25 protein-coding genes are annotated in these 23,333 nt (G+C 73.9%); 2 read left to right on the top strand and 23 right to left on the bottom strand.

The features are described 5' to 3' along the window. The first annotated feature begins 30 nt into the window (after positions 1–30). Positions 31–900 carry a DUF559 domain-containing protein gene (locus ACK586_RS14405; RefSeq protein WP_409331178.1) on the top strand — a complete coding sequence of 290 codons (870 nt, stop codon included), beginning with the start codon at positions 31–33 and terminating at the stop codon, positions 898–900. A gap of 163 nt (positions 901–1,063) precedes the next feature. On the opposite strand, the gene ACK586_RS14400 is transcribed toward ACK586_RS14405, so the two are convergent. Together ACK586_RS14400 and ACK586_RS14395 are read right to left on the bottom strand one after the other, a co-directional pair. Beyond that, the gene (locus ACK586_RS14400) at positions 1,064–2,248 is read right to left on the bottom strand and encodes a glycosyltransferase (RefSeq protein WP_409331177.1); all 1,185 of its coding nucleotides are present in this window, start codon (positions 2,246–2,248) and stop codon (positions 1,064–1,066) included. 143 nt (positions 2,249–2,391) lie between these two features. After that, positions 2,392–3,627 carry a benzoate/H(+) symporter BenE family transporter gene (locus tag ACK586_RS14395; RefSeq protein WP_409331176.1) on the bottom strand — a complete coding sequence of 412 codons (1,236 nt, stop codon included), beginning with the start codon at positions 3,625–3,627 and terminating at the stop codon, positions 2,392–2,394. A 173-nt stretch (positions 3,628–3,800) separates the two neighbouring features. On the opposite strand from ACK586_RS14395, the gene ACK586_RS14390 reads away from it, so the two are divergent. After that, positions 3,801–4,367, top strand: coding sequence for a MarR family winged helix-turn-helix transcriptional regulator (locus tag ACK586_RS14390; RefSeq protein ID WP_409331175.1), 567 nt, complete (start codon positions 3,801–3,803; stop codon positions 4,365–4,367). Positions 4,368–4,461: 94 nt separating this feature from the next. On the opposite strand, the gene ACK586_RS14385 is transcribed toward ACK586_RS14390, so the two are convergent. From ACK586_RS14385 to ACK586_RS14285, 21 genes are all read right to left on the bottom strand, one after another. Beyond that, the gene (locus ACK586_RS14385; RefSeq protein ID WP_409331174.1) at positions 4,462–4,857 is read right to left on the bottom strand and encodes a RidA family protein; all 396 of its coding nucleotides are present in this window, start codon (positions 4,855–4,857) and stop codon (positions 4,462–4,464) included. Further along, the gene (locus tag ACK586_RS14380; protein ID WP_409331173.1) at positions 4,854–5,165 is read right to left on the bottom strand and encodes a hypothetical protein; all 312 of its coding nucleotides are present in this window, start codon (positions 5,163–5,165) and stop codon (positions 4,854–4,856) included. Before ACK586_RS14380 ends, ACK586_RS14385 begins: the two co-directional genes overlap by 4 nt. A gap of 61 nt (positions 5,166–5,226) precedes the next feature. Then, positions 5,227–6,336, bottom strand: a complete 1,110-nt coding sequence (locus tag ACK586_RS14375; RefSeq protein ID WP_409331172.1) for a Rieske 2Fe-2S domain-containing protein — start codon at positions 6,334–6,336, stop codon at positions 5,227–5,229. A gap of 1 nt (position 6,337) precedes the next feature. Further along, a complete protein-coding gene (locus ACK586_RS14370; RefSeq protein ID WP_409331171.1) occupies positions 6,338–6,556 on the bottom strand; it encodes a recombinase-like helix-turn-helix domain-containing protein in 219 nt (72 codons plus the stop codon). Next, entirely contained in the window at positions 6,549–7,109 is a 561-nt protein-coding gene (locus ACK586_RS14365; protein WP_409331170.1) for an alpha/beta fold hydrolase, read from the bottom strand. Before ACK586_RS14365 ends, ACK586_RS14370 begins: the two co-directional genes overlap by 8 nt. 1 nt (position 7,110) lies before the next feature. Continuing rightward, positions 7,111–8,784 carry a thiamine pyrophosphate-binding protein gene (locus tag ACK586_RS14360; protein ID WP_409331169.1) on the bottom strand — a complete coding sequence of 558 codons (1,674 nt, stop codon included), beginning with the start codon at positions 8,782–8,784 and terminating at the stop codon, positions 7,111–7,113. 8 nt (positions 8,785–8,792) lie between these two features. Further along, the gene (locus ACK586_RS14355) at positions 8,793–9,575 is read right to left on the bottom strand and encodes an SDR family oxidoreductase (RefSeq protein WP_409331168.1); all 783 of its coding nucleotides are present in this window, start codon (positions 9,573–9,575) and stop codon (positions 8,793–8,795) included. 75 nt (positions 9,576–9,650) lie between these two features. After that, positions 9,651–10,394 (bottom strand): SDR family oxidoreductase, encoded by a 744-nt coding sequence (locus ACK586_RS14350; protein ID WP_409331167.1) that lies wholly within the window; start codon positions 10,392–10,394, stop codon positions 9,651–9,653. After that, positions 10,391–11,179 carry an alpha/beta fold hydrolase gene (locus tag ACK586_RS14345; protein ID WP_409331166.1) on the bottom strand — a complete coding sequence of 263 codons (789 nt, stop codon included), beginning with the start codon at positions 11,177–11,179 and terminating at the stop codon, positions 10,391–10,393. Before ACK586_RS14345 ends, ACK586_RS14350 begins: the two co-directional genes overlap by 4 nt. Before the next feature lies 1 nt (position 11,180). After that, positions 11,181–12,200, bottom strand: coding sequence for a VOC family protein (locus tag ACK586_RS14340; protein ID WP_409331165.1), 1,020 nt, complete (start codon positions 12,198–12,200; stop codon positions 11,181–11,183). A gap of 124 nt (positions 12,201–12,324) precedes the next feature. Beyond that, positions 12,325–13,296, bottom strand: coding sequence for a PDR/VanB family oxidoreductase (locus ACK586_RS14335; RefSeq protein WP_409331164.1), 972 nt, complete (start codon positions 13,294–13,296; stop codon positions 12,325–12,327). A 37-nt stretch (positions 13,297–13,333) separates the two neighbouring features. Next, on the bottom strand, positions 13,334–13,879 hold the full coding sequence (locus ACK586_RS14330) for a cupin domain-containing protein (RefSeq protein WP_409331163.1): 546 nt from the start codon (positions 13,877–13,879) through the stop codon (positions 13,334–13,336). A gap of 38 nt (positions 13,880–13,917) precedes the next feature. Then, positions 13,918–14,289: a RidA family protein gene (locus tag ACK586_RS14325; RefSeq protein ID WP_409331162.1), complete on the bottom strand. Its 372-nt coding sequence runs from the start codon at positions 14,287–14,289 to the stop codon at positions 13,918–13,920. Then, on the bottom strand, positions 14,286–15,848 hold the full coding sequence (locus ACK586_RS14320) for an aldehyde dehydrogenase (RefSeq protein WP_409331161.1): 1,563 nt from the start codon (positions 15,846–15,848) through the stop codon (positions 14,286–14,288). Before ACK586_RS14320 ends, ACK586_RS14325 begins: the two co-directional genes overlap by 4 nt. A gap of 193 nt (positions 15,849–16,041) precedes the next feature. Continuing rightward, entirely contained in the window at positions 16,042–16,890 is an 849-nt protein-coding gene (locus ACK586_RS14315; RefSeq protein WP_409331160.1) for an aspartate dehydrogenase domain-containing protein, read from the bottom strand. Positions 16,891–16,897: 7 nt separating this feature from the next. Then, a complete protein-coding gene (locus ACK586_RS14310; RefSeq protein WP_409331159.1) occupies positions 16,898–17,899 on the bottom strand; it encodes an ABC transporter substrate-binding protein in 1,002 nt (333 codons plus the stop codon). A gap of 114 nt (positions 17,900–18,013) precedes the next feature. After that, entirely contained in the window at positions 18,014–18,817 is an 804-nt protein-coding gene (locus ACK586_RS14305) for an ABC transporter ATP-binding protein (RefSeq protein WP_409331158.1), read from the bottom strand. Next, the gene (locus tag ACK586_RS14300) at positions 18,810–19,721 is read right to left on the bottom strand and encodes an ABC transporter permease (protein ID WP_409331157.1); all 912 of its coding nucleotides are present in this window, start codon (positions 19,719–19,721) and stop codon (positions 18,810–18,812) included. Before ACK586_RS14300 ends, ACK586_RS14305 begins: the two co-directional genes overlap by 8 nt. Continuing rightward, positions 19,718–20,509, bottom strand: a complete 792-nt coding sequence (locus ACK586_RS14295) for an ABC transporter permease (protein WP_409331156.1) — start codon at positions 20,507–20,509, stop codon at positions 19,718–19,720. Before ACK586_RS14295 ends, ACK586_RS14300 begins: the two co-directional genes overlap by 4 nt. A 152-nt stretch (positions 20,510–20,661) precedes the next feature. Next, entirely contained in the window at positions 20,662–21,888 is a 1,227-nt protein-coding gene (locus tag ACK586_RS14290) for a purine-cytosine permease family protein (RefSeq protein ID WP_409331155.1), read from the bottom strand. Positions 21,889–22,126: 238 nt separating this feature from the next. Further along, positions 22,127–23,266, bottom strand: coding sequence for an FAD-dependent monooxygenase (locus tag ACK586_RS14285; RefSeq protein ID WP_409331154.1), 1,140 nt, complete (start codon positions 23,264–23,266; stop codon positions 22,127–22,129). Between the last annotated feature and the right edge of the window lie 67 nt (positions 23,267–23,333).

Raw genomic sequence — 23,333 nt, 5'->3', positions numbered from 1 at the left:
CCGGAGCAGCCGAGTGGTCACGCTCGCCCGGTGCCGAGCCACCGCCGCCTCCTCCCGGGCGTCTTCATCGGGAGCCACGCCGTCTCCGACGGTCTCCTGACGCGCAACCAGCTGCGCACCCGCAGCTACCGACGACTCGTCCAGGGCGTCTACGCCGACCCCGGGCTCCCCGCCGACCACCGGTTGCGCTGCCGTGGCGCTGCCCTCGTGTTCCCTCCGGGCGTGGTCCTGGGCGGACTGTCCGCCGCGGCGTGGTACGGCGCCGATCACGCCCGGTTCACCGACCCCGTCACGGCTCTGCGACCCGAGGGCGTGGCGTGGAGGGGGCCGCGGGGCATCCGGGTCCACCGGACGACGGTGCTGCCGGAGGAGGTGGTGGTCCGCGACGACGTCCCGATGACGACGTCGCTGCGCACCGCCTGGGACCTGGCTGCGCTCGAGTCGCTGTTCACCGCCGTCGCCGCACTCGATGCCATGGTGCGCACCAGGCACCTCGACGTCGCACTGCTCGCGGCCATGACCGAACGGCACCGAGGGGAGTTCGGTGTCGCCCGCGTGCGCACCGCGCTCCCCCTGGTCGACGGGCGGGCGGCCTCGGTACCGGAGTCCACGCTCAGGGTGGCCCTGGTGCTCGCGGGCCTGGCTCCCGAGCCCCAGCACGAGGTCGTGATCGACGGTTCCACCTACTACCTCGACCTGGCCTGGCCGGCCCTGGGGGTGGCGGTGGAGTACGACGGCGAGTACCACTTCGCGACGCAGGAGCAGATCGACGACGACGACGAACGGCACGCCCGGCTCGCGGCCGCCGGGTGGCTCGTCCTCCGCCTCACCGCCGCCGACCTGCGTGACCTCGCGGCCGTCGTGGCGCGGATCCGCGACCTCCTGGCCCAGCGGGCCTGACGCACCGGAGTGTCCACTTCGGCGGGGGAGCTCCCGACCCCACCCCCACCGAAGTGGCCACTTCGGTGGAACGGTGCCGCGCCACCGGTCCGCCGTAAGAGCGACTTCGGCGGGAAGCGGGGCCGGGGCGAGGCCGGGGGGCGGGGCCGGGGCGAGGCCGGGGTCAGGGCCGGGGCGGGCGCTCGTCGTCGGCCGCGGAGACCCCCTGCAGCGGGGCGATCGACATGACGTGGACCTCGCGCTGCACCTCGCCGAGGACCTCGGCCGGGGTCCGCCGCGGCCGGTACACGACGGTGGAGACGAACAGGAACCGGGCCAGGAAGGCCACGGCCAGGGTGATCCCCTGCGCGAGGACCGACGGGAACGCCAGCACCTCCACGAGGAAGGCGAGCGCGGGCAGCCGGGCCAGGGTGTCGACGTTGTTGTAGAGCACCGAGTGCAGCAGCCGGGTCCACCAGGGGTGCCGGTTGTCCCGGAGGTCGTTGAAGACGAAGCGCTCCTGCAGCACGAAGTTGTGCAGGATCGCGACCTCGGTGGCGATGACGGCGGCCGGCAGGTAGTGCAGGCCGGTCTCCCGCAGCAGCAGCCACATGAGCAGCAGGTTGAGGACCGTGCCCAGCGCACCGACGGCGGCGAACCGCGACATCCGCCCCATCCGCAGAGCGGCCATCTGCCACAGGAACTGGGCACCGTTGCGCCACGAGGCCTTGCTCTCGCCGTCGTGGCGCTCGCCGAAGGCGAACGGCACCTCGGCGACGGAGAGGTCGTGCCGGGCCAGGATCTCCAGCAGGATCTTGAAACCGCGCGGGCGCAGCCGGTCCAGCTGCACGGCCTCGCGCCGGACGCAGAAGAACCCGGTCATCGGGTCGGTGCAGACCCGCCCCACCCGGCGCGGGAAGCAGGAGCGCGCGAGCAGCGTGGAGCCGCTGGACACCGCGCGGCGCCAGGACGACGACAGCCCCGAGGAGTCCCCGGCGCCGACGTAGCGGCTGGCCACGACCATGTCGACGTCGTCACCGACGGTGTCGCGCAGCAGCGGCACCAGCTCGGGCGGGTGCTGCAGGTCGCCGTCCATGACGACCACGTGGTCGCCGCGCGCGGCGGCGAGCCCGGCCGCCACCGCACCGGCCAGGCCGCCGTCGCGGGCGCCGCGCTCGCGGTGCAGCAGCCGCACCGGCAGGGTGCTGCTGCCGGCGACGCGGTGGACCACGTCGGCGGTGTCGTCGTCGGAGTCGTCGACGAAGAGGATTTCCGCGTCGCGCCCCTGCAGCGCCTCGTCCAGCCGGCGGACGAGCTCCGCGACGTTGCCGCGCTCGTTGAACGTCGGCACCACGACGGTCGTGTCCACGCTCGGCGTCTCCAGGGTCAGGTCTGCTCGCCGACACCCGGGCCGACGTCCTTGCGAGGGTGCCATGCCCCGCGGGCCCGGCGGGCACCCGCCGTCGCGGCCGCGCGTCCCTCCCGCCCCGTGCGCGCCACCCGCCGCCGCCGTCACCCGGCCCGGGCCGGGCGCTCGAGCAGCCAGGACACGGCGAGCCCGGCGACCAGGCCCCAGAACGCCGATCCGACGTTGAGCACGGTCACGTCGGCGACGGTCACCACGAAGGTGACCAGCGCGCCGAACGGCCGGGCACCTCCGAAGGCCGTGACGAACGACGTCTGCAGCACCCGCAGCATCGCCAGCCCGCCGAGGGCGGCCACGAACGCCGTCGGGGTACCCAGCATCAGGCCGGTGAACAGCGGCGCGAACAGGCCGAAGACGATCGCGAGCAGCCCGCACAGGACGCCGGCCGTGTACTGCCGCGAGCGCTCCCCGGAGGCGGCGAGCAGCGCGTTGGTCGGGCCGGTCAGGCAGGTGGAGACGGTCCCCACGGCCGCGGTCAGGACCGACCACGCCCCGCAGGCGACCGTGACCGCGGTGACCGGCGGCGTGTGCCCCGCCGCCCGCAGGACCGCGACGCCCTGCCCGTTCTGGACGACGATCACGGTGATCGCCAGCGGGACGACGAGCTCCAGCAGCGCCTGCGGCGACCAGGCCGGGGCGGTGAACACCGGCGCGGCGAGCACGCCGTCGGCCGTGCCTGGGTCGAACCGCCCGGACAGCGCGACGGCGACCGCCCCCACGACCAGCGCACCGAGGACCGGCGGCACCCGGGCGCCGAGCGCCGGCAGCGCGCTGAGCGCCAGGAAGGCGACGACCATCGGCGCGGCGATCGCGGCGTCGTCCTGCAGCGCGCGGACCAGGTCGATCCCGAAGCGCAGGAACACCCCGGCGACCATCGCCATGACGATGGGCATCGGGACGACGTCCATGACCCGGCGGACCAGCCCGGACAGGCCCAGGGCGGCCACGAGCAGCCCGGTGACGACGAAGGCGCCGATGACCTCCGGCCAGCTCAGGTGCCCCAGCGCCGGGCCGACGAGCACCGTGCCCGGGATGGTCCAGAAGAAGGCCAGCGGCTGCCGGTACAGCCAGCAGGCGAGCACCGTGAGGACGCCGTTGAGGAAGAAGGCGCCGAAGACCCAGCTGGCGATCTGCGCCTGCGAGAGCCCGCCCTGGTCGCCGACGGCGAGGATCACCGCGACCGGACCGGTGGCGGCGAAGACGAACCCGACGAGCGCGTTGCCCGCGTACAGCGGCCCGGCGTCGCGGACGAGCCGGCCGGCCCCGGGCAGCGGGCGCACCGGCCGCTCGACCAGCCGGCCCCCGACGACGTCCTCGCTCATGGTCCTCCCCCGCCCAGCGGCACCCGCGCATCCTCACCCGAGGCGGCGCCGGCGCCAACGGCAGGGGCACGGACCATCCGGACCGAATGAGGCCCGGATCACAGAACAAGGAAAGATTCTCAGTGCCAAGATGTTACTGCGCACACACCAGCCGGCCCGGCCCGAGGAGGACCATGACCGCGACCGACGCCGTCGGCACCCGCGCGCGGGACGCCGTCGAGGAGATCATCGGCCAGTGGGGTCGGGTCCGCCCGGGCCTGGACGTCTCGGCGATGCAGGTGTTCGGGCGCCTGCACCGCAGCTTCCTGCTGTACCGCTCGGCCATCGGCGACCGCTTCGCCGAGGCCGGCGCGACCGAGCCCGGCTTCGACGTCCTCGCCGCGCTGCGCCGGTCCGGTCCCGAGCAGCGGCTGTCGGCCGGTGAGCTGGCCCGGCAGACCCTCGTCACCACCGGCGGGCTCACCCTGCGGGTGAAGCGGCTGGAGAAGGACGGCCTCGTGCGCCGCGAGCGCGACCCCGAGGACCACCGCATGGTCTACGTCTCGCTGACCGACGCCGGCCGGGAGCTGGTCGACCGCACCGCCGACCTGCACTTCCAGAACATGTCCCGGATGCTCGAGGGGCTGACCACCGAGGAGCGCGAGGACCTGGCGCGGCTGCTGGGCCGGCTGTTCGACTGCCTGCAGGAGGCCACGCCGGGCCTGGACCTGACCGAGGCCGCGGCCGCCGCCGAGCGCTGACCCGGACCCCCGACCGCCGGCGAGATCTGCACAGTCGTCACCATCAGGCGCCGATGGCGACGAGTGTGCAGATCTCGTCGAGGGGGGACGGCGGTCAGGAGGACGAGGCGCTGCCCCTGATGCCCTGCGCCTCGACCTCGACCTTGAGGCCCGGGTCGACCAGCGCGGCGACGCCGATCAGCGTCGAGCACGGGAAGTCGCCGGAGAACACCTCCGACCGGGCCCGCCCGACGGCGACCTTGTCGTCGACGTCGGTGAGGTAGACCCGCAGCACGAGGATGTCGTCGACCGACGCGCCGCAGGCCTCGGTCAGCGCGCGCACCCGGCGGAAGGTCTCCACCGCCTGCAGGTAGGCGTCGTCGCCGCCGACCGGCCCGTCCGGCCCGCCGGCGTGCATGCCGGAGAGGAAGAAGTGGTCGCCGTGCACCCGGGCGTTGCTGAACATGCCCGGCCGCGGCGGCTCCGGCACGCCGTCGGCGCCGACCCTCATGGCCGTCCCGTCCTCTCGTTGGCCTCGCGGACGAGGCGCTCGCGCGTCTGCAGGAAGTCGTAGGTGGGGTAGAAGTCGGTCCGGAAGACACCCCACGCGCGGCGCTCCAGCTCGACGTTCACCACCTGCAGCAGCCTCGGCGGGAGCCGCAGGGTGACGATCTGCCCCACGCCCATGGCGACCACCCAGGAGACGACCTCGCAGCCCTCGGGCGGGAAGCCGTTCCACCAGTCGACGGCGTCGAGCTTGTCCCGCTGCTGCACCAGGTCCTGCGACTGGTCGTGCCGCAGGAAGACCGTCAGCAGCATGGTCTCCTCGGCGGGGGCCCCGTCCGTCGACGGGGCCCCCGCCGGGGCAGGGGGTCCTCCGTCAGCCATTCGCCGCGGCGACCAGCTGCGCGGCCTGCGCCTGGGCGTCGGCGCGGTACATCCGGCGGATCCGGGAGACGCCGAGGTCGTGCTGGTAGAGGTGCTCGTCGACGTCGGCGTCGGAGGCGAGGGCCTCGAGCACGATCCGGTCCTGCTCGAGCACCTGCCAGTGCTTGGCCTCCAGCCGGGTCCGGTACAGGAAGCGCCACACCTCCCGCTCCCAGCCCTCCACCCGGCGGGTGCGCCAGTGGAAGATCGCCGAGTTGTGCTCGTCGATCGGGGTGGCCATGCCGACGATGCCGAAGGTCCCGCCCGGGCCGGCGTTCTGCGCGTAGGGGATCTCCAGGTCGACGTAGTCCATCGCCCCCCGGGCGAACTCGACCCAGTCGAAGTTCACGCCGCGCTGGTCGGTCTTCTCGAAGAAGAAGCCGCGGTCGGTCTCCCGGATGCGGAACCGGGCGGAGGTGTCGCCCCCGAACATCGAGTGCGAGTCGCGGTGCAGGAAGGCGCCGTGCATCGGGTCGAGCACGTTGTCCATGTAGAACCGCCACGGCCCGGCCCACTCGGCGTAGTTGGGGAACCAGGAGACGGCGTCGTCGGCCAGCCGGTCGGGCAGGGCGAACTCGGTCGGCTGCGAGTCCTCGGTCAGCGGCACGAAGGCGAAGATCGTGTCCGCGGCCTCGACCACGGCCAGCGAGACGGTGGCCTTCTTGCCCTCCAGGGCGCAGCCGGGCATGCCCGGCACGCTGACCACGGTGCCGGAGCCGTCGACCTGGACGCCGTGGTAGCGGCAGGCCACCCGGTCCCCGAGGTGCTGGCCGACCGACAGCGGGGCGCTGCGGTGCGGGCAGCGGTCCTCGAGCATCGAGATCCGGCCATGGGCGTTGCGGAACAGCAGCCAGTCGACCCCGAGGCGGGTCACCTTCTTCATCTCGCCGGCGCCGATGAAGCGCGACGGGAGGATGGGGTACCAGCGGTCGCGCAGGCCGGTGGCCGCGAGCTCCTCCGCCGACAGGGTGCGGCGGGTGCCGACGACCTTCGGGGTCTTCGCCACCCGCGGGCGGGCGGGAGCGGCGGTCCCGGCGGTGGGCGGGGTCGTGACGTCGGTCATCTCAGTCTCCCAGTCGGCGCATCTCGGCGCGGAGCGAGTCCGCGGTCCAGGGACCCCCGTCGGGGGCGTTGAGGCCGAGGCCGTTCAGGCCGTCGACCAGGCCGGGCAGGTCGTGCACGCCGCGCCCGAAGACCTCCATGATCGCGCCGGAGAGCTTGAGCTCGTACGGGCTGATCGGGTGCGGGTGCGTCTGGTGCTCTTCCAGGTACTGCTCAGGCATGCGCTTCCTCCCTGGCCTGGGGCTCGAGGGACGACAGCCCCTCGGCGATGGACATGAACGCGGTGACCCACTCGGCGAAGGAGCGGGGGTTGCTGCGGTGCACCGGGGCCGCGGTGCCGTCGACGATCACCATCACGCCGTTGGACACGCCGCCGGCCACGGTCTGCGCCTGCGAGGTGTCGGTGTCGGGCTCGGGCGCCGCGACCACCACCAGGGTGGGGGTCTGCACCTGGCGGAGCAGCTCCCAGTAGGCCGGGTCGGCCTCGTCCACCTCCGGGTCGGCGGCCAGCACGCTCACCACCAGGTCGGGACGGCGGGCGGCCAGCAGCAGCGCCCGGGGCACCGCCGTCCCGGCGGCGAGCAGGTGCACCGGTCCGCCGCCGGCGTCGCGCGCCACCGCCTCGCCGGCCTGGGCCACCCAGGCGACGTCGTCGGGGTCGCCCTCGGGCGACCACTCCACGGCGCCGAGGGCGTGCACCTGGTCGAGGAACCAGTCGGCGGGCTCACCGCCCGAGCGCAGGCACAGGACTGCGGCGGCCAGCTCGTCGGTCACGTCAGTGGCTCCCTTCCGGGGACGGGATGTGCACCGGCGGGGTGAAGGCGCCGGGCACCGGGTCGAGCGCGGTCACGTCGACCTCCACGACCACCGGCCCGCGGGCGGCGACCGCCTCGCGGAGCACGGCCTCGAACCGGCCGGGCCCCTGCACCAGCCAGTACGGCATCGACATGGCGTGGGCCAGCTTCTCGAAGTCGGGGGTGAACAGGTCCACGCCGGTGACGTCGAAGCCGTTCGCCTTCTGCATGTTGCGCAGGACGCCGTACCCGCCGTCGTTGAAGACCAGGACGACGACCCACGCGCCCGTGCCGGCCAGCGAGGCGAGCTCGCCCAGGTGGACGGCGAGGCCGCCGTCGCCGGCCATGACGACCGTGGGCGCCTCCGGCCGGCCCAGCGCCGCGCCGATGCCCATCGCCAGGCCCTGGCCGATGCCGCCGCCGAGCGGGAAGACGTTCGAGCGCCGGTCGTAGAACTCCAGCAGCCGGTTGCCCCACTGGCTCGACGGGATGGTCACGTCGCGGGCGACGACGGACTCCCGCGGCAGCACCGCGCGCAGCCCGGCGCAGATCTCGGCGTAGCCGCCGATGTAGCCGAACAGGTCGGCGCGCACCTGCTCGCGCACCGCCGTCACCCGCCCGGTCCAGCCAGGCTCGGTGGCGACCGCGGGCAGCCGCTCCAGCAGGGCGGCCAGCACCGCGCGGGCGTCGCCGACCAGGCCGACCTCGGCGGGGTACACCCGGCCGACGGCGGCGGGGTCGACGTCGATCTGCACGTGCCGCTTGGGCAGCTCGAGCGCGTAGCTCCTCGTCTCGTTGGAGCGGAAGTGGCTGCCGACGGTGAGCAGCAGGTCGGCCTCGGCGATGAGCGGGGCGACGGCCGGGGTGCTGGCGAAGTTGCCGATGACCAGCGGGTCGTCCTCGGGCACGATCGCCCGGCCGGAGTTGCTGGTCAGCACGCCGGCGCCGAGCCGGTGCACGAGCTCGGCGAGCTCCTGCGGCGCCCCGGCCGCGCCGCCGCCGACCCACAGCAGCGGGCGGTGCGCGGCGGCCAGCAGCGCGGCCGCGGCGTCGAGGGCCTCGGCGTCGGGCTCCGGGGCGGGCACCGGCGCGGCGGTGACCGGCTGCTGGGTGGCCGGGTCGGCGAGGTACTGCAGGTCCGAGGGCCACTCCACGCTGGCCGGGCCGCCGGGCGTGCCCAGGATCGCCGCGATCGCCTCCTCCAGCGTGGCCTCGGCGCGGTCGGCCGAGGGCACGGTGGCGGCGAAGGCGGAGATCGCCTCGAGCATCTGCCGCTGGCCGGGGAACTCGTGGATGACCCCGCGCGCGGACCCCGGCGCCGCCGGGTCGTAGTGCGGGCTGTCGATCTGCCCCGTTACGTGCAGGACGCGGCTGCCGGCGGTGAGCGCCTCGATCATCGAGCCCGCCGCGTTGCCGGCACCCGTGCCGGTGCTGGTGATCGCGACGCCGATGCCGCCGGTGGCGCGGGCGTAGCCGTCGGCGGCGTTGACCACCGCGGCCTCGTGGCGCATCTCGACGAAGCGCAGCTCGCGGGCCACCGCCTCGACCAGCGGCAGGTTGTGCACGCTGATGACGCCGAACGCGGTGTCGATGCCGTGCCGCTTCATCACGGCGACGAGGACGTCGCCGCCGGTCGGGTGTCGTTCGCTGGTCATGAGGCCTCTCACAGGTAGCGGGCGACGCCGCCGCCGACGTCGACGGTGGTGCCGGTGCAGTACGACGACAGCGGGGAGAGCAGGGTGACGATCGGGAAGGCGACCTCCTCGGCGCGGCCGAAGCGGCCCAGCGCGATGCCGCGGTCGGCGGCGATCTCCGCGCTCCACTCCTCGTAGCTCTGCGCCGTCCCGGCGGCCTCGTAGCGCCGCCGCCACTGGCCGGTGTCGACCAGCCCGAGCGCGACCGAGTTGACCCGGATGCCCTCCGGGCCGAGCTCCGCCGACAGCGTCCGGGTCAGGTTGAGCAGCGCCGCGCGGGCCGCCGAGGTGATCGCCAGCCGCGACTCCGGCTGCTTGGCCAGGATCGCGTTGACGTTGACCACCGAGGCGGCGTCGGAGGCGGCCAGGTGCGGCCGGGCGGCGCGGATCACGTTCCAGGCGCCGAAGACCTTGAGGTCGAGCTCCTCGCGGATCTGCTCGTCGCTGGTGTCGGAGATCGGCGCCATCAGCGAGCGGCCGGCGTTGCAGACCACGCCGTCCACCCCGCCGAACACCTCGGCGCCCTCGGCGACCATCGCCTCCACCGCGGCGCGGTCGACGACGTCGCAGGCGACCGCGTGCACCTTGCCGGGGCCGGGCAGCGCACCGACGGCGGCCTGCAGGCGGTCGAGGTCGCGGGCGGAGGCCACGACCGCGGCGCCCTCGGCGACGAGCATGCGGGTGGTGGCCAGGCCGACGCCGGAGCTCGCCCCGGTCACGACGACCGTGCGCCCGCTCAGCTGGAGGTCCATCTCAGCCTCTCCCCTCGTGGGCAGAAGTGCACTTCTGCCCGGTGCAGAAGTGCACTTCTGCCCGGATGACGGCGGTCACTGCGGCATCACGAAGCCACCGTCGACCGCCACGACCTGGCCGGTGACGTACCCGGCCCGGTCGGACAGCAGGTAGGCGACGAGGTCGGCGACGTCCTGCGGGGTCTGCTCGCGCGGGAGCACCCGGTTCTCGGCGTAGAGCCGGAACCGGTGGTCGGGCACGGTCTCGGTCGCCTCCACGCGGATCAGCCCGGGGGCGACGGCGTTCACCCGGACGCCGTGCGGGCCGGCGTCGCGGGCCATGGTGCGGGTCATCGCCATGACCGCGCCCTTGGAGCCGACGTAGTGCACCAGCTTCGGCGAGCCGTAGATGGCGGTGTCGGAGGCGACGTGGACGATCGCGCCGGCGCCCTTGTCCAGCATCTGCGGGACCAGCCGCGCCGAGACCTGCCAGGTGCCCAGGGCGTTGACGGTCATGATGCGGCGGAAGGCCTCGACGTCGAGCTCCCAGAACGCGTCGCCGCCGACGCCGTCGGCCAGCGCGGCGTTGTTCACCAGCGCGTCGACGCCGCCGAGTGACTCGGTGCACGCGGCGAGCGCGGCCACCGAGTGGGGGTCGGCGATGTCGACGGTCAGCGCGGTCACCTCGGCGCCGCCGGACCGCAGCTCGGCGGCGGTCTGCTCCAGCAGCTCGCCGCGGATGTCGCAGAGCACGAGCCGGTCGCCCTCGGCGGCGAGGGTCTCGGCGATGACCCGGCCCAGCCCGCGGGCGGCGCCGGTGACGACGCTCAGGCGGCTCACGCCGTCTCCCACAGGTCGAGCACCGCGCGGGCCACCTCGGCGGGCCGCTCGGTGAGCGCGGCGTGGCCGGCCCCGGGGACGACGACCAGGCGGGCGCCGGGGATGCGCTGCGCCAGCAGCCGGGACTCCTCGACGCCGGTGACCACGTCGTGCTCGCCCACCAGCACCAGCGTCGGGACGGCGATGGACGGCAGCAGCGCGGCGGTGTCGGTGGCGGCCATGAACTCCGCGGCGCCGGCGTACCCCGGCAGCCGCACCCGCGCCATCTCGGCGCGCACGGCCTCGGCCACCTCCGGGTCGCAGCCGGGGGCCACCAGCCGCGGCGCACGCTGGGCGGCGAAGGCCTCGGCGCCGGCGTCGGCGAGGTCGGCGACCCGCAGCCGCATGGCCACCGCCCGCTCGGGGCTGGTGCCCGACCCGCGGGTGGAGTCGGCCAGCACCAGGGTGCGCACCCGCTCGGGGTGCCGGGCGGCCACGACGGTGGCGATGACGCCGCCCCAGGAGGTGCCGAAGAGGTCGACGCGGTCCAGGCCCAGCTCGTCGAGCAGCGCCACGACGCGGGCGGGCAGGTCGGCGTCGTCCGGTCCGGCCGGGTCGGCGGACTCCCCGTAGCCCGGGGCGTCCCAGGCGATGGCCCGGGCGCCGGCGGCGGCCAGCTCGGCGGACAGCCCGGCGCACGAGGCCGCGCTGCCGCCGATGCCGTGCAGGAGGAGGACCGGCCGGCCGCTCCCCTGGTCGGTGACGGCGATGCCCCCGGCCAGGCGGGTGCGGGCGGGTGCGGTCACGTCAGGCCTCGACCCCGACGCCCAGCCCGGCGCCGTTGTCGGCCGACACGGGCAGGAAGTACTCCGGCTTGGTGTCGACCAGCCCGCGCGCGCCGGCGTCGGGGACGCCGGCCATCGCCGAGCGCACCGAGGTGGTGGGCGGGCCGGCGGTGCGCCACTGGTCGGACAGCTCCGGGGTGCGCCGCCAGGTGCGGCACAGCCAGGAGTCCTCGTCGACCTGGATGACCTCGGAGGTGTACTCGCAGACCAGCTGCGCGGGGTCGGTGTAGTAGGAGAACGTGTTGTCGCCGGGACCGTGCCGGCCCGGGCCCCACTGCGGCGTCACGCCGGCGACCTTGAGGCTGCCGATGCCGCGCATGAAGTGGTCGACCGACGCCATCTCGTAGGCGACGTGGTTGATCGACGTCCACGGCGCCTGGTTGAAGGCGATGACGTGGTGCTCGGGGTTGCACCGCAGGAACGACATCTGGTGCTCCGACCAGTCGGAGATCCGCATGCCCAGCACCTGGCAGTAGAAGGCGGTGGCGCGGTCGATGTCGACGGTGTTGAGGACGACGTGGGCGAGCTTCTTCGGCAGTGCCGCGTAGCCGCCCTGGTCCCGGCGGACGACGGCGTGCACGTCGGCGGCCAGCTCGACGATCCGCCCCTCGGGGTCGACCAGCGCCAGGCCGTAGCCGCCGGCGGCGTCGTCGTAGGGGCCGGGCTCGCGCAGCAGCGGGATGCCCAGGTCGGTGAGCCGGCGGGCGGCGTCGTCGATCTCGCGGCGGGTGCCGACGGCGAAGCTGACCCCGCCGAGCGAGTTCTGCTCGGTCTTCTGCAGCTCGAGGACGTGGTGCTCCTCGCCGGTGCCGCGCAGCCAGAACCGGCCGGCGTCGTCGTCGGCGTCGCTGACCCCCAGGCCCCAGGCCTCGCTGTAGAAGTCCCGCGACGTCGCCGGGTCGGGCACCCCGAGGGTGACCGAGCGCAGGGCCATCAGCCGGACGACCGGCTCGTCGGCGTAGTGCACGCGGTGGTCGCTCATGACGTCGTCTCCTGGGGTGTGAGGTGCTGGCGGTGGTCCCTCTTCGCCGAAGTGGTCACTTCGGCGGGAGACCGGGGGCGGCCCCCTCGCCGAAGTGGCCAATTCGGCGGGAGGGGGCGGGGCGCTAGAGGTCGAGGACGAGCTCGCGGGAGCGGCAGCGGGAGACGCAGACCATCATCGTCCCGGCCGCCTCGTGCTCCTCGGCGCTCATGAGGAAGTCCCGGTGGTCGACGTCGCCGCTGACCACCGTCGTCTCGCAGGTGCCGCAGATGCCCTCGGTGCAGGAGGACTCGACCGGCACGCCGGCGTCCTCCAGCGCCTGCAGCACCGACACGTCCGCGCCGACCGGGATCCGCTCCCCGCTGGAGGCGAGGACGACGTCGAAGGCCTCGTCGGTCTCGTCCTCGGCGACGACCCGCTCGGGCGCCTTGAACCGCTCGAGCCGCAGCAGGGACGGGTCCTCCATCGCCTCGGCCACGGCGTCCATCAGCGGGGTCGGCCCGCAGCAGTAGACGAGGGTGCGCGGGTCCTGGCTGTGCAGGATCGCCTTGAGGTCGGGGTAGCGCCCGTTCTCCTCGTCGACGTGCACGTGCACCCGCTCGCGCGGCAGCGCCGAGACGGCGTCGAGGAACGCCATCGTCTGCCGGCTGCGGCCGGTGTAGAGCATCGCCCAGTCGGCGCCGCGGGACTGCAGCTCGCGGGCCATGGTGATGATCGGCGTGATCCCGATGCCACCGGCGATGAGGAAGTGCTTGGGCGCCTCCTCGAGGTGGAAGGCGTTGCGCGGGCCGTCGACCTGCACGTGCGCACCGACCGAGAGCGCGTCGTGCACGCAGGTGCTGCCGCCGCGCGAGTCCGGCGTCCGCAGCACCGCGACGGTCCAGCGCGAGGAGTCCGAGGGGTCCGAGCACAGCGAGTACTCGCGCAGCAGCCCGTTGGGCAGGTGCAGCGCCAGGTGGGCACCCGGCTTCCAGGTCGGCAGGGCGCCGCCCGCGGGGTCGACCAGCGTGACGCTCGTGATGCCGTCGGCCTCGTAGGTCTTCTGCTGGACGCGCAGGGTGTGCCGCCCGTCCTCGCCGGCGAGGTTCCTCTCCATGCCCGGACTCCTCAGCTCTGGTGGTTCGCGGTGGGGGTCAGCGCGTGACGCCGTACATCTCCGAGGACGGCGGGTAGGTCGGCAGCTGCGGCTTGGGGGTGCCGATGATCACGCAGATCAGGGCGTCCTCCTCGCTGACCGTCCGCAGCGAGCGGGGGACGCCGGCCGGCACCCGCAGGAGGTCGCGGTAGCCCAGGACGCGGGTGGCCTTCTTGGTGCCGTCCTCGACGTCGTGGACGGCGAACTCGACCTTCCCCTGGAGGACGTAGAAGACCTCCTCCACGTCGTGGTGGGTGTGCTCGGGGCCCACGCAGCCGGACGGCAGCAGCATGTTCGAGAAGGTGAAGTGCTCGGCCTGCAGGATGCGGTTGTCGGTCGTGTGGTCGCCGGTGGCGCCGGAGCCGATGTAGCGGATCTGGGCGCGCTTGAACTTGTCGCCGCCCTTGGCCGCCTGGAAGCCCAGGGTGTCCCAGTCCTCGTAGCGGCTCTCCGCGGTGGCCAGGCACGAGTCGATGAGCTGCTCGAGGTCCGCGCCCGCTGCCGGCGTGCCCTGCTCGGGGGTGGTGGTCTGCTCGGTGGTCACTGCGGTTCTCCTCCGGTTGAGTCGGGACGGATCTCGGGTCAGTGGGCGCGACCGCGGTGCGCGATCGCCTCGATCTCGACGGTCGCCCCGTAGGGCAGGCCCGCCACCTCGACGAAGCTGCGCGCCGGGCGGGGCTCGGCGAACACCTGCTGGTAGTGGGCGTTGGCCTCGGCGCGCAGGCTGAGGTCGGTCACGAAGTACGTCGTCTTCACGACGTCGGCCAGGCGCATGCCGACAGTCTCCAGCCGCTCGGTGAGCCGGGCGGTGGCGGCCTCGATGGCCTCCGTGCGGCCGGGGACGGCGACCCCGTCGGGGTCCACCGACAGCGCGCCGGACACGAAGGCCAGGTCGCCGACGGCGAACGCCGGGCTGTAGGGGTGCGCGCCGCTGATCTGCGTGCTCGTGCTCATCGCTCGAACCCTCCCGGGGCGCCCCACGGGAGCGGGCGTCCGCTGACGTCGACGTAGATGGACTTCTGGTGCATGTACGAGCGGATCCCGTCGCGGCCCTTCTCCAGGCCGATCCCGCTCTCCTTGAGCCCGGTGAACGGGGTGGAGATGCTGAACTGCTTGTACGTGTTCACCCAGACCGTGCCGGCCTTGACCGCGCGGGCCACCCGCCAGGCTCGGGGGAAGTCCCGGGTCCAGATGCCGGCCGCCAGGCCGAAGACGGTGTCGTTGGCCTGGGCGACCAGGTCGTCCTCGTCGTCGAAGGTCAGCAGCACCGCGACCGGGCCGAAGACCTCCTCCTGGCAGATCCGCGCGTCGTTGGCGACGCCGGTGAGGATCGTCGGGGGGTAGTAGGCGCCGGCGGCGAGCTCGTCGGTGTCGGGCACCCGCCCGCCGGTGAGCACGGTCGCGCCGGCGGCCACGGCGTCGTCGACCATGCGGGCCACGCCGTCCCGGTGCGAGTGGGTGATCATCGGCGCCACGTGGGTGCGCGGGTCGTCACCGGGGCCGACGACGAGCCCCTCGGTGGCCGCGACCAGGCGGGCGGTGAACTCGTCGGCGATCTCGCGGTGCAAGAAGACGCGCGAGCCGGCGATGCAGCTCTGGCCGGTGGAGCTGAAGATCCCGTAGACCACCCCGGCCACCGCCTGGTCGAGGTCGGCGTCGGGGAAGACCATCGTCGGGGACTTGCCGCCCAGCTCCAGGGTCACCGGCATGACCTTGCGGGCGGCGACCTCGCCGAGGTGCTTGCCGGTGGTGGTGCCCCCGGTGAAGGTGATCTTGGAGATCTGCGGGTGGGCGACCAGCGCCTCGCCCACGGTCCGGCCGGCGCCGGGGAGCACCGAGAGCAGGCCGGCGGGCAGCCCCGCCTCCTCGGCCAGCCGGGCGAGGTGGAGGGTGACCCACGGCGCCCACACCGGCGGCTTGGAGACGACGGCGTTGCCGGCGGCCAGCGCGGGGGCGATCTTCTGCGCGTCGCTGGCGATCGGGGAGTTCCACGGGGTGATGGCACCGACGACGCCCATGGGCTCCCACGTGGCGAAGGTGAGGTACTCGCCGCGGGAGGGGGTGATGTCCCCGACCATGGTCTCCAGCGTCGCGGCCATGTAGCGGAAGGTGTTGGCCGCGCTCAGGCACAGCGCCCGGGTCTCGCCGCGGGTCTTGCCGGTGTCGAGCGTCTGCAGCGCCGAGACGGTGTCGGCGTCGCGCTCGAGGGCCTCGCCGATGCGGTACAGGACGCGGGCGCGCTCGTGCGGCAGCATCGCCGTCCAGCCGGACTCCTCGGCCGCCCGCAGGCCGCCGCGGACCGCGCGGTCGACGTCGTCGACGGTGGCTGCGTGCAGCGTGGCGAAGACCTTGCCGGTGGCCGGGTCGACCGACTCGATGAGCTCACCGCTCCCCCGCTGCCAGCGGCCGGCGACCGGGATCTCGTCGCGCAGCGACGCCTGGAGGGCGTCGACGGCCGGCGACCGCTCCGCGGGGACGCGCGGCACGGCCCGCTCGAGGTCGAGGTCGGTCATGGTGCTCCTCCGGGATGTGGCCCCTCTGAGGGCTCATCTTCTTAGCGCTCAGAGATCTATGGACGAGAGTAGGAGTGGCCCCGGCCACGGTCAAGAGGGGCGGGGCGGGGACCTGTCCGGAGTCCGGCGACGTCCGGCCTCCCCGAGGGAGCCCGCCGGGGGACGGCGGGCTGCCGGGCGGGGAGGTCCTCCATCAGGCGATCAGCGGGGGTCGGGCGGTGAGCCCGCTGAGGGTGCGCAGGATCGAGTACGGCACGACCGCGCTCGTGCGCGGGTTGTCCGGGCTCGGGCGGTTCTGCACCTCGAACGCGTAGGAACCCTGCGGCCCCGACGCCTCGATGCGGTGCGTGGTGAGGTCGGCCGCCGGATCGGCGTGCAGCTCGACGGTCACGACCCCGGGGTCGCCGACCGCCAGCGCCAGGGCCGCGGCCACGTTGAGCGACTGCGGGAACAGCCGCGCGGCCTCGGCCGGGGTGCCGGCGAAGACGAGCACGTCGGCCGTGGCATCGGCCACGCGGCGGGCCTCGGCCTCGTCCATCCAGGGCTGCACGAGGGCGTGCGGCTTCTTGGTGGTGCGCAGCACGGCACGTTCCAGCCCGCCCACGGCGGCGGCCGAGGCCAGCAGGTCCAGCCCGCCCAGCGCGCCGTGGGTGCACCGCAGCCGGCCGGGACCGAGCTCGCCCAGCCGGCCGGCGAGGCGGGGGTCGAGCAGGCCGGCCACCGAGCTGACGACGAGGTCGCGGCCGGCGGCCAGCACCGGCTCGACCACCTCGACCAGGGCGGCCGGGCCGGCGCACTCCACCACGACGTCGGCGACGGCGACCGCCTCGGTCAGCGACAGCTGCGGGACCGGGAGCTCCCCGGCCGGCGAGCGGGTGACGACGCACGCCAGGGTGGCGCCGTCCACCGCGCCGGCGAGGAGCTCCCGGGCGACCACCCGGCCGATGGCGCCGTGGCCCAGCAGGGCCACCCGGAGCCCGGGGTCGCCGGACGGGCCGGCGGCCCCGCGAGCCGGGGAGGCGTCAGCGGCACGGGTGGTCATCGGCGGCTCAGCCCTCGGCGACGAAGGTGTCGTCGGCCGGGTCGTAGCCGTCCTCGAGCAGCCCCTGCTCGACCAGGATGTCGGTGACCTCGCGGATGCGCTCGACGTCGGTCTCGGTCAGGAACTCCGGCATCGCGATCCCCGCCGCGACCTCCGGGGAGACCTGGGCGATCGTCGGCAGCCACTCCCGCCACGCGGCCTCGTTGGCCATGATGTCCTCGCCGGCGGCGTACATCGCGCGGGCGAAGGCGGCGACCGTGTTCGGGTTGGACTCGATGAACTGGTCGCTGGCGATGAAGTTCGACACCGCCAGGCCGTCGTTCGGACCGTCGGGGGCGGTCAGGTCGACGATCTCGCGCATGCCCGCCTCGAGGGCGGCCGAGGAGAACGGCTCGGGCGAGTAGCCGACGTCGATCGACCCGGCCTGGACACCGGAGAGCATCTCGGGGAAGGGCACCTCGACGAACGTCGGCTCGACGTCGTCCAGGCCCTCCTCGCTGAGCAGGTTGCGCAGCGTCACGTCACCGATGTTGTTGGTGGCGTTGATGCCGATCGTGGCGCCGTCGAGGTCCTCGAGCGACTGGATGTCGGAGTCGGGGGTGACGTAGACCGACAGGCCGCCGGCGCCCAGGGCGCTGGTGAGGACGACGGTCTGGATCGGCAGCCCGCTCTGCGCGGCGATCGAGGTCGAGATCGTGTTGGAGAAGCTCATGTCGAGCTCGCCGGTGGCCACGTTCTGCGCGGCCTGCGGGCCGCCCTGGACCGGCTCGAGGGTGACCGTCAGGCCCTCCTCCTCGAAGAAGCCGTTCTCCTGCGCCCAGTAGAGGGCGGAGTAGTCGGCCAGCGGGAGCGCGCCCACGGTGACCTCGGTGGTCTCCAGCTCGCCGTCGGCCGAGCCGCCGCCACCGGCGGCGCCGTTGCCGTTGCCGCCGTCGTCGTCCCCACCGCACGCGGCGAGGCCCAGCATGGCGAAGGCGGTCGCGCCTGCGATCGCACCACGGAACTTCATGTCGATACCTCCGGACTCAGAATCTGAGCGCTAAATGGTCTTTACGAGCCTGGTCGGGGCGACCGGGGCGTGTCAATCAGGTGGCCGGAACGTGACCGAGCCGCGACCTGGCGGTCAGGCGGCGCCGTGCGCCGCCGCCTCCTTGCCGCGCAGCAGCCGGGTCACGTGCCCGCGGATCTCGACGAACCGCGGGTCGGTCTTGGTGGTGATGTGGTCGCGCGGCCGGGGCAGGTCGACGTCGATCACCTCGGCGACGACGCTCGGCGGCGCGGACAGCACGATGATCCGGTCGGCGAGGTAGACGCTCTCGTCGATGTCGTGGGTGACCACGAGCACCGTGATGCCGAGTTCCGCCTGGATCCGCATGAGCAGGTCCTCGAGGTCGGCGCGGGTCTGCGCGTCGACCGAGGCGTAGGGCTCGTCCATCAGCAGCAGCTTCGGGTGGCTGGCCAGGGCGCGGGCGATGGCCACGCGCTGCTGCATGCCGCCCGACATCTGCCAGGGGTAGAGCTTCTCCTTGCCCGACAGTCCGACCTCCTCGATGGCGAAGCGCACGCGCTCGGCCCGCTCCTTGGCCGGCAGGTGCTTGATCGGGAAGGCGACGTTCTTGTCCACCCGCATCCAGGGGAACAGCGAGCGCGAGTAGTCCTGGAAGACCATCGCCAGGCCCTCGGGGACGCCCTTCACGGGCGTGCCCTCGAACTCGACGCGGCCGGCGGTGGGCTCGTCGAGGCCGGAGATGATGCGCAGCAGCGTCGACTTGCCGCAGCCCGACGGGCCGACGATCACGCTGATCTTCGAGGCGGGGACCTCGGCGCTGATGCTGCGGACGGCGAGGTTGTCGCCGTAGCTGCGGGAGACGCCGTCGAGCAGGAGCTCGGCGCTGGAGGCGGTGGGGGTCACGCTGGTCTCAGTCATTCTGCTGGGTCGCTCCTCGGTGCCAGGCGAGCACGCGTCGCTCGATTGCCAGGAAGATGAAGTTGAAGACCACGCCGAGGATCACCAGGACGATGAGGACCGACCAGAAGCCGGCGTAGTCGAAGGTCCGCTGGGACTGGATGAGCTGGTAGCCCAGCCCGTTCTCGGACCGCATCAGCTCCGAGATGATCATCAGGATCAGGGAGAACGACAGCGAGGTCCGGATACCCGCGAAGATCTTGGGAGCGGCCCCGGGCAGGACGATGTGCAGCAGCACGTCGCGGCCGGGGATGCGGAAGATCTGCGCCGCCTGAGCCCGGGTCTGCCCGATCGAGCTGACCCCGTCGATGGTGTTGAGCAGGATCGGCCAGACGACGCTGAAGGCGATCAGGAAGATCTTCGGCGAGTCGCCGGTGCCGAACAGGAAGAAGAAGACCCCGATCAGGGCCGGGCTCGGCAGGGAGCGGCCGAGGTGCACCAGCGGCTGGAACAGCGCGGTGAGCACCGGCGAGAGGCCCAGCACGACGCCGATGGTCACGCCGACGACGATGGCGAGCGCCAGACCCGTCAGCGCCCGCCCCACGCTCGGGAACAGGTGGTCGAAGGTGGCGTCACCCAGGAAGAACCGGGAGGCGTCACCGGAGAGGAAGTCGTCGGCGAACCGCTGGAAGGAGGTCAGCGGGTCCCTGACGAACAGGCCGGACCGCTCCCCCTGCGAGATCAGGTACCAGACGCCGAGGATGGCCGCCGGGACGACCAGCCGCAGCAGCACCTTGACCGCCCACGGGATGCCGCCGCGGCTCCTGGCGCGCGGGGGTGCGGGGACGGCGGCGCGCACCTCGACGGCCTCCGACTCCGGCGCGCCGAGCGGAGCGTGGATCTTGTCGCCCTGCTGAACGGTCACTGCGCCAGCCCCTTCTTCCAGCCGAAGACGACGTCGTCGAGCTTGGCCATGACCAGGTTGACCACGACGCCGAGGAGACCGGCGACGAGCGTCGCGGCGTAGACGAGGTCCAGGTTGGTGGCGTTGGCCGTGTTGGCGAGGATGTACCCGCCGATGCCCACCCCGCTGCCGATGAGCAGCTCGGCGCTCACGGCCACGATCAGGCCGATGGAGGCGGCGATGCGGACGCCGGTGAAGGCGAACGGCAGGGTGCTGGGGATCTTCACCGTGCGCAGGACGGCGAGGTCGCTGCTGCCGAAGCTCTTCGCCGTCATCACCGCGGTGGTGTCGGTGCTCCGGACGCCGTACATGGTGTTGAGCAGGATCGGCCAGACGCAGGAGAGCGCCACGGTCAGCGCCAGCGGCAGCATCCCCTGGCCGATGAGCAGCACGAGGATGGGCCCGACGGCCACCGAGGGCAGCACGCGGAATGCCTCGACCGGCCACTCGAAGGCGATGAAGACGCTGCGGAAGGCGCCCATCAGCCCGCCGACGAGGACCCCGGCCACGGTGGCGATCGCCAGGCCGAGCATCCACTCGCCGAGGGTGAACAGGACGGCGTCCCAGAAGGTCTCGTCCGGCAGCAGGTCGCCCACGCCGCCGATGACGCCGCTGGGTAGCGGCAGCCCGGCCACGTCGAGCAGGCCCGAGCGGATCAGGACCTCCCACACCACGCCGACGCCGATGACACCCACGACGCCGAGGACGACCTGCGACCGGCCGCTGAGCGGCTCGTGCAGCAGCTTCACCCGGATCTCCCCTCCTGCGGCCGCGGACCCCGAGTGGGCCGGACCACATCCGTCGACAGATGGTCGCCGGGATTTCCGCGAGCCGTCAATAGCTGAGCGCAAAGAGTCTTGGTAATTAACCGACATGCAACGCGCCGCGCCGGAGGAGTGACTCAGCGCACCGCCGGAGGCGCCCACTGCCCTTCCGGGGCGGACGCCGGCGCGCGGCCGGTGAGCCCCCAGCCGCCGGCGAGGAGCAGGGCCGCGGCCAGGGCGACCACCGGGGCGCCGGGCACCCCGGCGGCCATGAGCAGGCCGCCGGCGAGCGCCGGCGGCAGCCAGACGAGCACGGGGATCCGGCGGGGGGCGCGGCCACGCCGGCGGCGCGCCGCCTCGACCCAGAAGGGGACGGCGATCGGCGGCGCGACGCCGGCCAGCAGCGACAGCCAGTCCACCAGCCCGCGGTGGAAGCCCAGGACGCCGAGCACCAGGCCCAGCACGGTGATGACCGCGGTCGCCACCCGGGGCCGGGCGCCGGTGAAGGTCTTGAGCGCCAGCCCGCCGGAGTACGCCGCGGCGATGGCCGGCGCCACGACGGCGGTGACCACGAGCAGGTCGCCGATCGGCACCCCGCCCAGCCGCATGGCGGCGACCGCGGCGAGGGTGGCGTCGCCGGTGCCGTCCCCGGACAGGTGCAGCGCCGCGCCGACGAGCACCAGGCCCACGGCGGGCAGCACCAGCGCGGCGACGCAGGCGAGCAGGCCGGCGCGGTGCGCCAGCCCGGCGGTGAAGTCCGGGGAGCGCAGCATGAAGACGGCGACGTAGCCGACGAACGCGCCGAGCAGCACGACGGCCGACGAGCCCGGCCCCGCGGCGGAGGTGACCGGCGCCGGCACGCGGTCGACGCCGAGCAGCAGCAGCGGGGCCGCGACGAGGGTCAGCAGCGTCGTCCCCACGGCGACCCGGTTCCAGTACCGGACGTCGCTGAGGGCCAGCGCCCCGACCGCGACGCCGAGCCCGAGCACGCACGCCGCGGCGGGGACGTCGAGCACCCGGCCCAGCGACTCCCCGCCGATGCCGAGACCGAAGCCGACCCACCCCACCATGCCGGCCGCGACGAGCAGGCCCACCGCCGCCCGCGCCGGCGGGGCCAGGTAGCCCCGGCTGAGCTCGGCGAACGTCTGCCCCGAGCCGATCGGCGGCCGCAGGCCGAGCCGGCCGTGCAGCACCAGCAGCACGGCCATGAGGACGACGCCGGGCACCACCCACGGCAGCGGCAGCGGCCCGCCCCCGCCGGCCAGCTGGGCGCCGAGCACGAGCGCGCCGGGCGAGCTGCCGATGGCCAGCCACGCGCCGACGTAGCGCGTCCAGCGGACCGGCGCGGCGCTCTCGGTGACCACGCACACAACTTAGCGCTCAAGGGCTTTGCGGCAAGAAGATCTGCGACTCATCCGCAGCGTCGAAGATCCGTACTTCTCCGCTCGTTGCGGCCCGGGCCGGGGCGGCGGGCGGACGATCGGCGGAGCATTGACCTTCCGCCGGCCACTCTCCCGGGCGGGATGGCCGCCCGAGGGCCGATGCCTGGAGCGCCTACCGGCGCCACCGCCCCCAGCGCCCGCCCCGGCTCCGGGAGCGGGGTCAGCCCAGCGGGACGGTCCAGGCGTCGTAGCCGTAGACCCAGTCGGCGTTGCCGGCCACCCGCAGCCAGTCGTTGCCGCGCGAGCCGATCTGCACGTCGGCGGTGCGGGGACGGCGGGCGGCCTCGTAGACCAGCAGCGCCGCGGCGGCGTCGGCCGGCTCGTGCCCGGCCAGCGCCCGGGAGAGGACGACGGCGTCCTCGATCGCCATGCCGGCACCCTGGGCCATGAACGGCATCATCGGGTGGCAGGCGTCGCCGAGCAGGGTGCGCGTCCCGGCCGACCAGCGCGGCAGCGGGTCGCGGACGTAGAGCGCGGACTTCAGCACCGAGTCGCAGGCGTCGAGCAGCGCCCGGGCCTCGGGGTGGAAGGCGGCATAGGCGCGGCGGAGCTCCTCGACGTCACCGGGCGCGGTCCAGGACTCCTCCCGCCAGGAGTCCTGCGGGCGGGTGGCGAAGACGAACACGTCCCGGCCGCGGTTGAGCGGGAAGGTGACGATCTGGGTCGCCGGGTCCGCACCCCACCACTTCGTGAAGGCGCCAAGGTTGGGGACGCCGGCGAGCCGATCGGCGGGGACGACGGCGCGGTAGGCGACCACCCCGGTGAACTCCGGCTGCTCCGGGCCGAGCAGCGCCGTGCGGACGACGGAGTGGATCCCGTCGGCGCCGACCAGGACGTCGACCTCCGCGGAGCCGCCGCCGGCGAACTCGAGCACCGTCCGGTCGCCGTCCTGCCGGATCGCCGACAGCGTGCAGCCCAGTCGCAGCACGCCGTCGGGCAGGGCGGGCACGAGCGCGTCGAGCAGGTCGGCGCGGTGGATGGTCAGCTGCGGTGAGCCGTAGCGCTGCTCGGCGACGGCGCCCATCTCCAGCCGGGAGGTCTCCTCGCCGGTGTCCCAGGTGCGGCTGATCCGGTGCGAGGGCCGGGCGGCGGTCTCGCGCAGCCGCTCCCCCACACCCTCGCCGAGGCCGTCGAGCGCCGCCACGGCGTTGGGGGTCAGGTTGATGTCGGCGCCGACCCGGCCCAGGCGGGCGGCCTGCTCGAAGACGACGACCTCGCGGCCGAGCCGCCGCAGCGCGATGGCCGCGACTATGCCGCCCACGCCGCCGCCGACGATCCCGACCAGCTGCTGCCCGCTCATGGCCTCTCCCCTGGTTTCCTCGCGCACCGACCCGCGACAAGATGTGTAAGTACCTACATTGTTAGCG

Origin of the sequence: Trujillonella humicola (genome assembly GCF_046233715.1) — a bacterium.
Lineage (GTDB): Bacteria > Actinomycetota > Actinomycetes > Mycobacteriales > Geodermatophilaceae > Trujillonella > Trujillonella humicola.
Note: the sequence above shows the minus strand (reverse complement) of the source record. Positions and strands in the feature narration are given on the sequence as shown.

Coding starts and splice junctions, on each gene's coding strand:
- ACK586_RS14395 (WP_409331176.1), bottom strand. CDS start 3,627: ATGAGCGAGGACGTCGTCGGGGGCCGGCTGGTCGAGCGGCCGGTGCGC.
- ACK586_RS14390 (WP_409331175.1), top strand. CDS start 3,801: ATGACCGCGACCGACGCCGTCGGCACCCGCGCGCGGGACGCCGTCGAG.
- ACK586_RS14385 (WP_409331174.1), bottom strand. CDS start 4,857: ATGAGGGTCGGCGCCGACGGCGTGCCGGAGCCGCCGCGGCCGGGCATG.
- ACK586_RS14380 (WP_409331173.1), bottom strand. CDS start 5,165: ATGCTGCTGACGGTCTTCCTGCGGCACGACCAGTCGCAGGACCTGGTG.
- ACK586_RS14375 (WP_409331172.1), bottom strand. CDS start 6,336: ATGACCGACGTCACGACCCCGCCCACCGCCGGGACCGCCGCTCCCGCC.
- ACK586_RS14370 (WP_409331171.1), bottom strand. CDS start 6,556: ATGCCTGAGCAGTACCTGGAAGAGCACCAGACGCACCCGCACCCGATC.
- ACK586_RS14360 (WP_409331169.1), bottom strand. CDS start 8,784: ATGACCAGCGAACGACACCCGACCGGCGGCGACGTCCTCGTCGCCGTG.
- ACK586_RS14355 (WP_409331168.1), bottom strand. CDS start 9,575: ATGGACCTCCAGCTGAGCGGGCGCACGGTCGTCGTGACCGGGGCGAGC.
- ACK586_RS14340 (WP_409331165.1), bottom strand. CDS start 12,200: ATGAGCGACCACCGCGTGCACTACGCCGACGAGCCGGTCGTCCGGCTG.
- ACK586_RS14335 (WP_409331164.1), bottom strand. CDS start 13,296: ATGGAGAGGAACCTCGCCGGCGAGGACGGGCGGCACACCCTGCGCGTC.
- ACK586_RS14325 (WP_409331162.1), bottom strand. CDS start 14,289: ATGAGCACGAGCACGCAGATCAGCGGCGCGCACCCCTACAGCCCGGCG.
- ACK586_RS14320 (WP_409331161.1), bottom strand. CDS start 15,848: ATGACCGACCTCGACCTCGAGCGGGCCGTGCCGCGCGTCCCCGCGGAG.
- ACK586_RS14315 (WP_409331160.1), bottom strand. CDS start 16,890: ATGACCACCCGTGCCGCTGACGCCTCCCCGGCTCGCGGGGCCGCCGGC.
- ACK586_RS14310 (WP_409331159.1), bottom strand. CDS start 17,899: ATGAAGTTCCGTGGTGCGATCGCAGGCGCGACCGCCTTCGCCATGCTG.
- ACK586_RS14305 (WP_409331158.1), bottom strand. CDS start 18,817: ATGACTGAGACCAGCGTGACCCCCACCGCCTCCAGCGCCGAGCTCCTG.
- ACK586_RS14285 (WP_409331154.1), bottom strand. CDS start 23,266: ATGAGCGGGCAGCAGCTGGTCGGGATCGTCGGCGGCGGCGTGGGCGGC.